Here is a 13,480-nt window from a genome sequence, read left to right as displayed (position 1 = left end):
TCCCCTCCCCGGGGGGGGGGCCCCCCCCTTTCTCCCACACCACGTCTCCCCCGGGGGGGGGGCGGGGCCCCCCCCCCCCCCCCCGGCCCCCCTCTACCCGATAATGCAGGAGACGATGCGCGGGCGGGCGGAGCTGTTCCCGTTCATCATCGTCGTGAAGCCGAACGTGTTGCCGCTGCCGTTGGGACGGACGGTCAGCGTGCTGCCGCTCGACGTGAAGGTGCCGCTCCAGGTGGTGGTGACCTGCTGCGGCGCGGTGACGGCGACGGTCACCGTCCAGTTGGTACCTCCGGACACCGTGACGGACGTGTTGTAGCGGTCGCCCCAGACAGTGCCCGGAGTGATCGAAGCGGTACAGGAACCCGATGACGGAGGCGGCGAGGACGGAGGCGGTGAAGACGGCGGCGGTGAGGACGGGCTCCCGGTCAGGTTCGGGGTCGACCACGAACGCCACTGCGACAGGTCGCCCGGCTTGCGGCTGGAGATCCGGACCGTACCCGTGCTGCTCCCGGTCTTGAGAAGGAACTTCTGGATGTTCTCCTGGAGCGGCCCGCGCCATTCGCTGCGGGAGGCGCAGTGGGTGCCGTCGCTGACGTCGGACCAGTAGCTGATGTTGCCGCCGACGCCGAGCGCCTTGTAGATCTCCGCCCCGCCGAGCGCGGCGACGCTGCCGGACCGCGCGGCGAGCCAGTCGACGTGCGGGTTCTCCATGATGAACAGTCCCCGCGGCGCGACCAGCCCGACGAGCTCGTGGGTGTCGACGGGCAGGCTGTTCGGGTTGCCGGTGTAGGAGCTGAACGCGTCACCGAGCCACGGCTGCTCGTTGTAGGCGCTGCTCAGCGGCTGGGCGCCGGACTCGCCGGGCACCCCGCGCAGGATGGGCACACCGGCGGTGCCGGATTCGATCGGCATGGTGAGGGCGAGCCGCTGGTCGAACGCGCCGGCCGCGAAGGCGCCCTTGCCGTAGCGGGAGCAACCGGTGACACCGAGCGCGTCGGCGCGCAGCACCGATCCACCGGCCTGCTCGACGACGTCGATGATCCGGCTGACGCCCCAGGCCCAGGCCATCAGGATGCCGGTGGTGCTGTTCGAGCCGTAGAGCGTGTAGAACGCGCCCTGTTTGCTGGCCCGGCCGGTGCCCTCCTTGCCGACGGCGAGCGGGTCGAAACTGATCACCGCGGCGCCGGAGTTGCGGATGGTCGTGGTGTCGGCACCGAAACCTCCGAAGACCACGACGGCGGGGTACGGCGCACTGCCGGTGGTGGGCAACTGGACGCTGGCCGAGAAGCTCGCGGCACGCCCCTGGTCGGTGACGTTGACGGTGATGTTCGAGGTGCTGACGCTGCCGGTGACGGTGGCCGGCCGGGCGGGTTTCTGGCCGTACACGTGGCGTTCGGCCATCTCGCGGATCTCGGCCCGGCGGCATCGCCAGTCGCCGGTGGTGGTGATCCGTGAGCCGTCGATCCGGGTGAACGGGTCGGGCAGCTGGGCGGTGCTGACGCTCGGTGAGGCGGCGACCGGACAGTCGGCGCCGTCGTCCTCGACGGCGGCGTGGGCGGTGGTGGGGACGGCGAACACGACCGCGGCGGCGCTGAGGACCGACACCACGATCATGGTCGCTCTCGTACGGAGCTGTGTCACAGGGGAAGCTCCTTTCCTGGGGATGGGGAGAGCGATGGCCGTGACGTTACGAAGATGTATCGGTGAATTCAAGTGCGTAAATTCGCTGAACCTCCCGGGAGGCCAACTGAAACTTTCGCCATTCGGCAGAAGTTCCAAGGCACAAAAAAGATCAACGCCGGCCCTGGGCAGGGCTCGGCGCTGATCGCGGTCGGGGTGGACTACCTGGCGGCGAGTTCCCTCGATACTCGCTGGAACAGGTCGTTCCATTGGGCGGCGATGACCGGCATCTCGTACCCGGCGGCGGTCGCCTTCGCCGCCGCACCGAAGGTGGCCCGCTCCGCCGGGTCGTCGATCATGCGGGACAGCCCGTCGGCCAGCCCCGGCACGTCCTCGGCCGGGATGAGCAGCCCGTTCACCTCGTTCTCGACCACGTCGGCGGGGCCGGTCGGGCAGTCGAAGGAGACCACCGGCAGGCCGGTGCCCATCGCTTCGAGCAGCACCATCGGCAGGCCCTCCTTGCGGGAGGAGAGCACGAAGACCGACGCCTTGGCGAACTCGGCGTCCAGGGTGCGGGACATCCCGCGGAGCTTGACCACGTCACCGAGGCCGTGCTCGGCGATCTGCTCGGTCAGTTTCTTGCGCAGCTTGCCCTCGCCGAAGATGTGCAACTGCCAGTCCGGATGCCTTTCCCGGACCCGCGCCCACGCCTCGATCAGCAGGTCGAAGCCCTTCTGCCGGAACAGCCGGCCGGCCGCCACCACGACCTTGGCCCGCTCGCCGTCGGGCGCCGCCTCGCGGGACGGGACGCCGTTCGGGATGCGGGTCAGGTTGACCCCGTCGCCGACCGCGGCCCGGTACGACTCCAGGTCGGCGTGGGTCAGCACGGTCACCGCGTCGAGCCGGGGGTAGGCGCGGACGATCTGGGCCTGGAGATTCGGCTTGTAGCTGCTGAAGTTCATGTGGTCCTGACCGATCCTGACCAGCCGGCGGGGGCCGAACCAGGCGGACAGCAGGTTGAGGGCGGGCCGTGTGCTGATCAGGATCCCGTCCCGCTGGGACCGCATGTACCTGACGATCTTCAGGTCGACCATCGGGTCCCACCTGTTGTACCGGAAGTCGTTGCCGTGCGGCAGCGGGTTGGGCAGCATCCGGGTCCGGCGCAGCAGCCGGCGGCGTCGATCCGGCTTGCCCGTCCATCGTGAACCGTCGTGTCGCAGGTCGGTCACCGAGACCAGCCGCACGCGCGGGTCGAGCGGGAAGGCCGGGGTCTCAGCGGTCCGGTACACGCTGGCGATCTCGACGTCGTGGCTGGCGCACAACGCGTTGGCCTGATTGAAGACCGTACGGATCGTGCCACCGACCCCGTACGCGTTGTGGAGGAGGTACCTGATCTTCACGCGCACAACCTAGATACCGCTGTCAATCGTCTGTGAACCGCGCGGCCCGGACTTCATTATCGACGGCATCCTATCTACGACATATCCCGCCGAACTATATTCACCTTCGCGAGGGGTGGCCATCACCCGGCCGGGCAACACCTGCGATCCGAACGCATGCTTGCCGACGCGATGCGCCCAATCCGGTCCTAGACGACCCCGGTCCGCGGGCTGAGCAGCCCCGACTCGTAGGCGAAGACGACCAGCTGCACGCGGGCCAGGTCGACGCCCTGCCGGCCGACGGCGGCCTCGGCGACCACGGGTCCGCAACCCGATGCCCGCGACCCCGGCCGCAAATGCAGTACCGAACCCGTTGATCGTACGATCGGAGAAGCCCTCAACCGCACCATGACCGCACCGCCCGCGCCCCGCGAGCAGCCGCCCGCGCAAGGCCGCAACGCGGCCGCCGGGCTGGTTGCCCACTCACCGTCCGAGCCGGGGCAGCGCCTCGCCGGGCCGGGGCGCACGGCGCTGATCCAGCCAGAACAGGTAGCCGCGCAGGTACCCCTCCAGCCCGTCGTCGAGGTAGGCGATGAAGTCGCGGTGCCCGCGGGCCGCCTCCCGATAGTGCCGCACGTATTCGGGGCCGCCGGCGAAACCCCACTGCGGGTGGCCGTCGGCCTCCCAGTCGGTCGCGATCGCCACCGCCCACTCCCGCACCCGGGCCCGGTCACGCCACCACTCGCGGACACCGGCCACCGTCCAGTGCTCGTCGCCGTCCCACTGGTAGCCCTGCCACAGCTCGAGCCGGCACCCGCTGATCAGGCTTTCGGTCTCGGCCTCGTCGACCGGCTGCCGGTAGACGAACTCCGACGCCGTCCCGTTGCCGCGATCGTCGTCGTAACAGATGTGGCGAGGTGCGTCCAGGCGGCCGAGGGCCATCGAATCGGTTTCGCCCGCATAGAACGGCCCGGGGACGTTCCGCCAGTTCAGGTCCTCCCATCGCCCCTGGAACGGATCCAGGCCGGCCAGCGGCCCCTCGTCGACGAGCCGCCGCGCGGTGGGCAGCGGATCCCAGTAACCGATCACCGCGCCATCCTGCCGCATGTGTCGCCGCACGATCCCGCCGCGCCTGGAAGATCTGTCCACCATCGACGGAGACCGATAGAGTCCTGGCATTGAGATTTACTGATCTCTATGGGGGACTGAGAATTGAACATCTTCAGTCAAGGTAACCTCCGCCGCTCGGTGACGGTCCTCGCGATCGGGGCGACCGTACTGAGCCTGACCGCCCCGGGCGCGGCGGCGAAAGCTCCGGACGACCCGGCCGAGCGGGCCTACGAGCAGATCGCCGCACTACAGGACATCAAGAAGTCACTGACCCCGGCCGAACGCAAACTGGACAGCCGCCTCGCCATCGAGCTGCGCAAACGCACCAACCAGGCAACCACCAACGCACTGCCGTCGCTGGGCACCGGGGTGCCGGTCAGCAAGTCCGGCACCACCGAGGTCGAGATCCACGCCGACAAGGTCGGCGACGAACTGCTCGACCGGCTGCGCGACGCGGGCGCCGGCATCCGCTTCCCCTCCCCGGCGACCGGCACGGTGCTGGTCGAGGCGCCGCTCACCGCACTGCCGGAGATCGCCGGCTGGAAGGACGTCACGAGCGTCAGCCTCAAGTCCGGCGCGATCACCGCACGCATGACCGACCCGAACGCCAAACCGAAGACCGAGTCGAAGGTCGAGAAGACGACCCGGATCGAGACGGCACTGCGCGCGGCGAAAGCGGTGGCGCCGAAGTCCGCGGCGGTCACCGTCAGCCAGGGTTCGGTCGTCTCCGAGGGCGACCGTACGCACGCCGCCGACACCGCCCGTACCAGATTCAAGGTCACCGGAACCGGCGTGAAGGTCTGCGCCCTCTCCGACGGTGTCGACTCGCTCGCCGACTCCCAGGCCAGTGGCGACCTGCCGGCCGACGTCGACGTCCTGCCCGGTCAGGAGGGCAGCGGCGACGAGGGCACCGCGATGCTGGAGATCATCCACGACCTGGCGCCGAACGCGAAGCTCGGTTACGCAACCGCGTTCACCAGCGAGGCCAGCTTCGCCGAGAACATCCGGGCGCTGCGTTTCGACGCCGGCTGCGACATCATCGTCGACGACATCATCTACTTCCACGAGAGCCCGTTCCAGGACGGGATCATCGCGCAGGCGGTCAACGCGGTGACCGCCGACGGGGCGTACTACTTCAGCTCGGCCGGCAACGAGGGCAACACCATCGACGGCACCGCCGGCAACTGGGAGGGCGACTTCGTCGACTCCGGCCGTGGCATCGGCAAGTTCGCCGGCGACGCCCACGACTTCGACCCCGGCGCCGGGGTGCAGGAGTTCAACCCGCTGTCCCCGGGCAGCGCCGGCCGCATCGTCACGCTGTGGTGGGCCGACGCGCTGGAGGCCGCCGGCAACGACTACGACCTGTACCTGATCAACTCGCTGGGCAACGTCACCTCGTTCTCCCAGGACGTGCAGGACGGCGACGACGACCCGTGGGAGATCCTGCAGGCCGCCAACAGCACCGGACAGCGGCTGGCCGTCGTGAAGTTCGCCGGCGCGGACCGGTACCTGCAACTGACGGTGTTCCGCGGCCGGTTCACCGACACCCCGGACGGAACGCTCAAGGGCTTCTCCACACCCGGCATCACCCGCGGGCACAGCGCCGCCGTCGACGCGTTCTCGGTGGCCGCGGCCCCGGCCAAGGACCCGCTGCCGTTCGCCCTGGAGACCGGTGACCCGGCCAACCCGGCCGGCCCGTACCCGAACGTGTTCACCAAGCAGACCCTGCCCGAGCGGTTCACCTCCGACGGCCCGCGGCGGGTGTTCTTCAACGCCGACGGCACCGCCATCACACCCGGGAACTTCTCCTCGACAGGCGGTTTCGTACGCGTCAAGCCGGACATCACCGCCGCCGACGGGGTGGGCACCTCGGTGCCTGACTTCCAGCCCTTCTTCGGCACCTCGGCGGCCGCACCGCACGCCGCCGCGATCGCCGCGCTCACGCTGTCCGGCAACCCGGGCCTGTCCGGCGCCGAGATCCGGGCCGCCCTCACCGGCACCGCCCTCGACCTCACCCCGGCCGGCGCCGACAACCGCACCGGCAGCGGCGTGATCCGCGCCGACCTGGTGCTGCGCAACACCGGCGCCACCCCGCAACCGCTGGTCCAGGCGGGCACCCCGACGATCACCCCGACCACCGGCGACGGCGATGCCTTCCTCGAGCCGGGCGAGCAGGCCACCGTCACCCTTCCGGCAAACAACATCGGCGACGGTACGGCCACCGGCGTCAGTGTCGTCGTGGACTCCGACAGTCCGCTCGCGACGGTCACGCCACGCGCCCGCTCGTACGGCAACATCGCCGCCGGCGCCTCCAAGACCAGGGACTACACCCTGAAACTGGCGGCCGGGTACCCGCTCGGACGGCCGGTCGGCCTGAACGTGCGGGCCACCTTCGCCGGCACCCTGTCCCCCACCACCGGAACCGTGACGGTGGCGACCGGACAGCCGTCGGCGACCGTGCAGAACTTCGCCTACACCGGCGCACCCCTGCCGATCCCGGACAACGACCCGACCGGCGTCAGCGCCACCGTGGCCGTGACCGGCGTCGGGTACGCGTCGTCGCTGACCTTCTCCATCGACGGCACCGAGTGCAGCACCACGACCGGCGCGACGACCGTGGGTGTCGACCACACCTTCGTCGGTGACCTGGTCGGCACTCTGACCGCACCCGACGGGCGCAAGGCGACGCTGTTCTCCCGTACCGGCGGGAGCGGCAACAACCTGTGCCAGGTGGTGTTCGACGACAACGCCGCGACACCGTTCGCGTCGGCCACGTCGACGAACGCTCCGTTCACCGGAACCTGGAAGCCGAACGACCCGCTCGGCTCGCTGCGGCTCTCCGCCGCCGACGGCACGTGGACCCTGCACGTCGCCGACCGGGTGGGCGCCGACACCGGTTCCATCCGGGCGTTCGCCCTGCACCTGACCGGTTACGAGCCGGCCTGAGAACAACCGGCCGGGGCGCGTCGCGACACGCCCCGGCCGGTCCCCACTCACGCCGCGGCGTCTCCCCACACCGCCAGCTCACCGTGGGCCAGACAAACGATCAGGTAGCCGTCCGGGCCGGTCACCGCCCAGGACTCGGCGTCCGCGTCGGCGTCGACCAGCAGGCTCGCGCCGCTGGTGAAGGTGATCTCCAGTTCGCCGGTCTCCCGGCTCCGGGCCGTCCGGACCACGTCACTGAGCAGCGTCGCGACCGCGTCCGACGGGTCGTCGCCGGGCTCCACATCGGCCGGTCCACCGGGCCCGTCCAGGTGCGCGACCGCCTCGATCAGCACCTGGCAGCCGCCGGCGAACCCCAGCACGACGGCGTGCCCCAGCCACACGTACTCCAACTTGCGCCCGGCCAGCAGGTCGAGCGTCCGACCCTGCCCCGGACGCCAACCAGCGCCGTTGTCGGCCACCATTACCGGCACCACGACCACTCCGATCCGCCCGTCGGACAACTGACGGCAGGACCCTAGCCAACACTTTCCTAAAAAGACCTTAAATCCAGACACCGACCAGGTAGCGGCCCACCGATCCCACCCCACGCCGCGCCGTGCCGACCAGCGGTCCGATCCGCACCACACGTCACCGCGCGGCGGGCCGGGTTCTGACTGACCGGTCACAGTCGCTGCGTGGCCGGCAGCGCGGGCGGGCAGGATCGACGCCATGGCCGGGGTGCTCAGCGGGTTCACGACGGTCTGGGCGCTCGCCGCTCTCGGCTATCTGCTGGCCCGCGGCCGGGTGCTCGGCGAGCACGCCCCGCAGGTGCTGGCCCGGCTGGTGTTCTCGGTGGCCGCGCCGGCCCTGCTGTTCGTCACGTTGAGCCACACCAGCCTGGACCGGATCCTCACCGGCGCGCTGCTCGCGTTCGTCGCGTCCACGGTTCTGGTGGCGGCGGCGTATGTGCTGGTCGCGAAACTGGTGTGGAAGCGGAGCGCGGGCGCCACCACGATCGGGGCGCTCGGCGCGTCGTATGTCAACGCCGGCAACATGGGGCTCGCGGTCGCCGCCTACGTGCTCGGGGACGTGTCGCTCGTCGTACCCGTGCTGATTTTTCAGGTTCTGCTCGCCGGACCGTTCGCGCTGACCGTTCTTGATCTCGCGTCCGGGCAGGGCCGGCCGTCGCTGCGCCGGCTGGCGCTGCTGCCGGCCCGCAACCCGCTGATGATCGCGTCCGGGTCGGGGGTCGCCGTGGCGGCGTCCGGCTGGACGCCGCCGGCGCTGCTGTTGGAGCCGTTGTCCCTGGTCGGGGCGGCCGCGGTGCCGGCCGCGCTGCTGGCGTTCGGGATGTCGCTGCCGGGCGCGCGGCCGTTGCGGCCGGGTCCGGACGCGCCGGACCGCTATCTCGCGGTGACATTGAAGATCGTGGCGCAGCCGCTGCTGGCGTACCTGATCGGCCGGCTGATCGGCCTGGACCGGCCGGAACTGTTCGCCGCGGTGGTGACGTCGGCGCTGCCGGCCGCGCAGAACGTGTTCGTGTTCGCGTTGCGCTACCGGCAGTCGGAATCGCTGGCCCGGGACGTGGTGATGCTTTCCACCCTGGCGTCCGCTCTGGCCATGATCGTCGCGGCGCTGTTCCTGACCTGACCTAGATCTGTCTTTAGGTAATGGTGAAGACACGCCATGGAGCGGTAGAGGACGGGCGCGGAACGGCGTACGGTGTGCGCACTCGCGACGGCGTTTCTAGGGAGAAACATGCCGCTCACCCCTGCTGACGTTCACAATGTCTCCTTCACCAAACCGGCTGTCGGCCGTGGTGGTTACGTCGAGGAGGAGGTCGACGCGTTCCTGGACGAGGTGGAACGCGAACTGGCCCGGCTGATGGCGGAGAATTCGGCGCTCAAGGGCCGGGTCCGCGGTGGGTCCGTCCCCGAGGACGACTACGACGTCGATGTCGACTACGACGAGATCCGGGAGCTGGCCGCCCGGCTGCGGATGCTGGAGCAGGCCCGCGACCGGGCCGAGCAGCACGCCCGTGACCTGGCCGCGCAGGTGGAGCAGGCCCGGCGGGCGGAGATCGCGCCGGCTGACGACGGCCGTCACCTGCGGGTGCTGGCAATGGCGCAGCGTACCGCCGACGAGCATCTCGACGACGCGCGCCGCGAGTCGGACGAGATCATCGCGACCGCCCGCGACCGGGCCGATCAGCTGGCCGCCGAGGCGCGGGCGAAGGCGGCCGACATCGAGGGCGACGCCCGGCGGCGGCATGCCGAGGCGATGGACGGGATCGCCGGGCGCCGCGCCGCCCTGGTCGACGAGGTGGAGCAGCTCAGCGGCCTGGCCATGCACTACCGGCAGGCGCTGAGCCGGCACGTCGACCATCAGTTGGAGGGCACCGAGGGCACCCCGCGCCTGACCTGACCCGCGTGGCGATCCGCGGTCCGATTCGCGCCACAGATCACCACGCGACTTCAGCCGAACCTGCGTGGTGACGTGCGGTCCGATTCGCGCCGTAAATCACCACGCGGTCTCAGGCGGGACCGGCCGGGGACCGATATTGATCAGGTGAGCCCGGGGACGTTCCTGCTGCGCCGCCGGCGCTGGGCAGCGGCGCTGCTGGCCGCGCTGATCGGGCTGGTCGACCGGCCACGGCCGGAGGATCTGCTGGCCTTCGCCGATCTGGGGCGCAAGGTTCTGGAGGGCCGGCTCGACGAGGTGTACGCTGGCTCGTTCACCCAGTCCGGCCCGCTGCAACTGGTGCTGAGCCGGCTCCTGCTGATCGGTGGCGACGCCAGTATGCCGGCGGCGCCGGTGCGGATCGTGGTGGATGTCGCGCTCACCCTGGGTGCGATGGCCGCCTGCCGCGGGCGGCCGGCACGCGAGTGCGTGGTCGCGGTTCTGGCGCTGCTGTGGCTGCTCGGGCCGACCCCGTGGGCCGGGCATCCGGCCGAGGTCGCGATCCCGATCCTGTGGTCGTTCGCGATGGTGCTTCAGCGCGACGGCCGGTGGCTCGTCGCCGCGGCGCTGCTGGGCGCGTCGGCACTGATCGCGCCGATCGCAGTGCTCGGGTTCCCGTGCCTGCTGGCGGTGGCCGGTCCGCTGCGGGCCGCACGGACGGCGCTGGTGGCGGCCGCGGTCGCGGTGTCGGGTTTTCTGCCGTTCGTGCTGAGCGGCGAGTTCGGGATGTTCGGGCACGTGTGGCCGGTGAGCCCGGGGACCCTGCCGTACCTGCTCGGCCTGCGCGAGGCGACATGGGTGGCCCGGTTGTTGCAGGCGGCCGTGGTGTCCGGTGGGTGCGCGCTGATCGCGTGGCTGCTGCGCGGCCGGCTGGTGGCGGTCGCGGCGGCGCCGCTGGTGGCCGCGCTGCTGCGGCCGGCGACCGACCCGATCATGTTCGACTACTACTGGCTGCCGACGTCGGTGGCGTCGGTGCTGCTGGTGGCGCTGCTCCCGGACGGCCTGCCGCTGCCGTGGCAGGCCGTGGCGGTGGTGCTCGGCTATCTGACGATGCTGGCGGCGACGACCGATCAGGGCGCGATCGGCGCGGCGGCGATGCTGGCCGGGTATCTGGTGCTGGCGGCGTCGTGGCGGCCCCGGTGGGCCACTCAGGTGTGATCACCGGCGGCAAAAGTGGAACGATTCCAGAAAAGGGGGTTAAGGTCGGGGGCATGACGTCCGACTTCGAGGCTCGGCTCCGGGCGGTCTCGTTGCGCGTGACCCGGCCCCGGCTCGCGGTGATGGCCGCACTGACCGACCACCCCCACGTCGACACCGACGCCGTGATCGCCCTGGTGCGAGCGGATCTTCCGACCGTCTCCCACCAGGCGGTCTACGATGTGCTGCGTGCGCTGACCGACTCCGGTCTGGTCCGGCGCATCCAGCCTGCCGGTGCGACGGCCCGCTACGAGATGCGGGTGCGGGACAACCATCACCACGTCGTGTGCCGCTCGTGCGGCGCGATCGCCGATGTCGACTGCGCTGTCGGAAACGCCCCTTGTCTGACCGCCTCCGACGATCACGGGTTCGTGATCGACGAGGCGGAGGTCGTCTACTGGGGCAGATGCCCCGCCTGCGTGAGCAAACGTCCGGAAGGAATCCCATGAGCGACGCTCAGGACAACACAACGAAGTGCCCGGTCGCACACGGCAGTGAGAGTGAGAACCCGGCGATCGACTCGCCGACACCGCAGACCGGCGGCCGACCCCGCACCAACCGGGACTGGTGGCCCAACCAGCTGGACCTGTCGGTGCTGCACGCCCACTCGTCGAGGGGCAACCCGCTCCCCGGCTTCGACTACGCCACCGAGTTCGAGAAGCTCGACGTGGAGGCGCTCAAGGCCGACATCGTCACGGTTCTGACCACCTCGCAGGACTGGTGGCCGGCCGACTTCGGCCACTACGGCGGCTTGATGATCCGGCTGAGCTGGCACGCCGCCGGGACGTACCGGATCCATGACGGCCGTGGCGGCGCCGGTGACGGCGGCCAGCGGTTCGCCCCGCTGAACAGCTGGCCCGACAACGCGAACCTGGACAAGGCCCGCCGCCTGCTCTGGCCGGTGAAGGCGAAGTACGGGCAGAAGATCTCCTGGGCCGACCTGCTGGTGCTGGCCGGCAACGTGGCCCTGGAGTCGATGGGCTTCAAGACGTTCGGGTTCGGTTTCGGCCGGGTCGACGTGTGGGAGCCGGAGGAGATCTTCTGGGGCCCGGAGGACACCTGGCTGGCCGACCGGTACGCCACCGACACCACGATGAACGAGGGTGTCGGCGCGACCGAGATGGGCCTGATCTACGTCAACCCGGAGGGCCCGCGCGGCAACGCCGACCCGGCGTCCGCGGCGCATTTCATCCGGGAGACGTTCGGCCGGATGGCGATGAACGACGAGGAGACCGTGGCGCTGATCGCCGGCGGTCACACGTTCGGCAAGACGCACGGCGCCGGCATCGCCGACGACCACGTGGGCGCCGAGCCGGAGGGCGCGCCGCTGGAGGCGCAGGGCCTCGGCTGGCTGAGCACGCACGCGTCGGGCAAGGGCGGCGACACCATCACGTCCGGCCTGGAGGTCACCTGGACCGACAAGCCGACCCAGTGGAGCAACCGCTTCTTCGAGATCCTTTTCGGGTACGAATGGGAGCTCACCACCAGCCCCGGCGGCGCGAAGCAGTGGGTGGCCAAGGACGCCGAGGCGATCATCCCGGACGCGCACGACCCGTCGCGCAAACACAAGCCGACGATGCTGACGACCGACCTGTCGCTGCGCGTCGACCCGGCGTACGAGCAGATCTCCCGCCGTTTCCTGGCCGACCCGGACGCGTTCGCGCTGGCCTTCGCGAAGGCCTGGTACAAGCTGCTGCACCGTGACATGGGCCCGGTCGAGCGGTTCCTCGGCCCGTGGGTGGCGGAGGCGCAGCTGTGGCAGGACCCGGTGCCGGCCGTCGACCACCCGCTGGTCGGTGACGCCGAGATCGCCGGCCTCAAGGCGAAGGTGCTCGACTCCGGCCTGAGTGTCGCGCAGCTGGTGCAGGCCACCTGGGCGGCGGCGGCCAGCTTCCGGTCGACCGACAAGCGCGGCGGGGCCAACGGCGCCCGGATCCGCCTCGAGCCGCAGCGCTCGTGGGAGGTCAACCGGCCGGTCATGCCGGTGATCGACACCCTGGAGAAGATTCAGCAGGAGTTCAACGCGTCGGGTGACGCGAAGATCTCGCTGGCCGACCTGATCGTGCTGGCCGGCAACGCGGCGGTGGAGAAGGCGGCCGCCGACGCCGGTGTGCCGGTGACCGTGCCGTTCCACCCGGGCCGCACCGACGCCACCCAGGAGCAGACCGACGTCGAGTCGTTCGCCGTCCTGGAGCCGCGGGCCGACGGTTTCCGCAACTACCTGCGGCCGGGCGAGAAGACCCAGCCCGAGGTGCTGCTCGTCGACCGGGCGTACATGCTCAACCTGACCGCCCCGGAGACGACCGTGCTGGTCGGCGGCCTGCGGTCGCTCGCCGGCGGTGAGCACGGCGTGCTCACCGACAAACCGGGCGTGCTCACCAACGACTTCTTCGTCAACCTGCTCTCCCCCGGCACCCGGTGGGTGGCGTCGAAGGACCGCGAGCACGTGTACGAGATCCGCGACCTCGCCACCGACCAGGTCAAGTTCACCGCCACCGCGGTCGACCTGATCTTCGGCTCGAACTCGCAGCTGCGCGCCCTCGCCGAGGTCTACGCGAGCTCCGACGCCCGGGAGAAGTTCGTGCAGGACTTCGTGAAGGCATGGACGAAGGTCACCGAGCTGGACCGCTTCGACCTGGCCTGATCACCGTCGGTGAGATCCGGCCCCGGCAGAGCATGCCGGGGCCGGCTTCGTATCCACAGATCGTGCCGCCGATCCGGCCGGACCCCGTCGAGAGCCGCCGGTCGATGTTTGGATCGCGGAGTGCCGACCGAAATCCTGACCGCCG

The 13,480-nt window shown here is 70.5% G+C and carries 10 protein-coding genes; 6 read left to right on the top strand and 4 right to left on the bottom strand.

Annotated elements, in window-relative coordinates:
• Positions 1-93: 93 nt before the first annotated feature.
• The 3 genes from AB0E94_RS19965 to AB0E94_RS19955 form a co-directional block, all read right to left on the bottom strand.
• Positions 94-1,641 (bottom strand): cellulose-binding protein, encoded by a 1,548-nt coding sequence (locus AB0E94_RS19965; protein WP_360328225.1) that lies wholly within the window; start codon positions 1,639-1,641, stop codon positions 94-96.
• 200 nt (positions 1,642-1,841) lie between these two features.
• Positions 1,842-3,020, bottom strand: coding sequence for a glycosyltransferase family 4 protein (locus AB0E94_RS19960; protein ID WP_360328223.1), 1,179 nt, complete (start codon positions 3,018-3,020; stop codon positions 1,842-1,844).
• A gap of 462 nt (positions 3,021-3,482) precedes the next feature.
• Complete coding sequence (locus tag AB0E94_RS19955; protein ID WP_360328221.1) at positions 3,483-4,088, bottom strand: hypothetical protein; 606 nt, start codon at positions 4,086-4,088, stop codon at positions 3,483-3,485.
• A 159-nt stretch (positions 4,089-4,247) separates the two neighbouring features.
• Between AB0E94_RS19955 and AB0E94_RS19950 the strand changes: the two genes are divergently transcribed.
• Entirely contained in the window at positions 4,248-7,055 is a 2,808-nt protein-coding gene (locus AB0E94_RS19950; protein ID WP_360328219.1) for a S8 family serine peptidase, read from the top strand.
• A gap of 47 nt (positions 7,056-7,102) precedes the next feature.
• On the opposite strand, the gene AB0E94_RS19945 is transcribed toward AB0E94_RS19950, so the two are convergent.
• Complete coding sequence (locus AB0E94_RS19945) at positions 7,103-7,555, bottom strand: DUF6188 family protein (protein ID WP_360328217.1); 453 nt, start codon at positions 7,553-7,555, stop codon at positions 7,103-7,105.
• A 208-nt stretch (positions 7,556-7,763) separates the two neighbouring features.
• Between AB0E94_RS19945 and AB0E94_RS19940 the strand changes: the two genes are divergently transcribed.
• From AB0E94_RS19940 to katG, 5 genes are all read left to right on the top strand, one after another.
• Entirely contained in the window at positions 7,764-8,684 is a 921-nt protein-coding gene (locus AB0E94_RS19940) for an AEC family transporter (protein WP_360328215.1), read from the top strand.
• A gap of 108 nt (positions 8,685-8,792) precedes the next feature.
• Complete coding sequence (locus AB0E94_RS19935) at positions 8,793-9,458, top strand: DivIVA domain-containing protein (RefSeq protein WP_360328213.1); 666 nt, start codon at positions 8,793-8,795, stop codon at positions 9,456-9,458.
• Positions 9,459-9,602: 144 nt separating this feature from the next.
• On the top strand, positions 9,603-10,652 hold the full coding sequence (locus AB0E94_RS19930) for a hypothetical protein (protein WP_360328211.1): 1,050 nt from the start codon (positions 9,603-9,605) through the stop codon (positions 10,650-10,652).
• Positions 10,653-10,705: 53 nt separating this feature from the next.
• Positions 10,706-11,140, top strand: a complete 435-nt coding sequence (locus AB0E94_RS19925) for a Fur family transcriptional regulator (RefSeq protein ID WP_360328209.1) — start codon at positions 10,706-10,708, stop codon at positions 11,138-11,140.
• Positions 11,137-13,335, top strand: coding sequence for a catalase/peroxidase HPI (katG, locus tag AB0E94_RS19920; protein ID WP_360328207.1), 2,199 nt, complete (start codon positions 11,137-11,139; stop codon positions 13,333-13,335). Before AB0E94_RS19925 ends, katG begins: the two co-directional genes overlap by 4 nt.
• Positions 13,336-13,480 lie beyond the last annotated feature (145 nt).

The sequence above is a fragment of the Actinoplanes sp. NPDC026670 genome (genome assembly GCF_040638175.1).
Lineage (GTDB): Bacteria > Actinomycetota > Actinomycetes > Mycobacteriales > Micromonosporaceae > Actinoplanes.
The sequence above is the reverse complement of the archived record's forward strand: the minus strand, read 5'-3'. Positions and strand labels throughout refer to the sequence as shown.

Coding starts and splice junctions, on each gene's coding strand:
- AB0E94_RS19940 (WP_360328215.1), top strand. CDS start 7,764: ATGGCCGGGGTGCTCAGCGGGTTCACGACGGTCTGGGCGCTCGCCGCT.
- katG (WP_360328207.1), top strand. CDS start 11,137: ATGAGCGACGCTCAGGACAACACAACGAAGTGCCCGGTCGCACACGGC.
- AB0E94_RS19925 (WP_360328209.1), top strand. CDS start 10,706: ATGACGTCCGACTTCGAGGCTCGGCTCCGGGCGGTCTCGTTGCGCGTG.
- AB0E94_RS19935 (WP_360328213.1), top strand. CDS start 8,793: ATGCCGCTCACCCCTGCTGACGTTCACAATGTCTCCTTCACCAAACCG.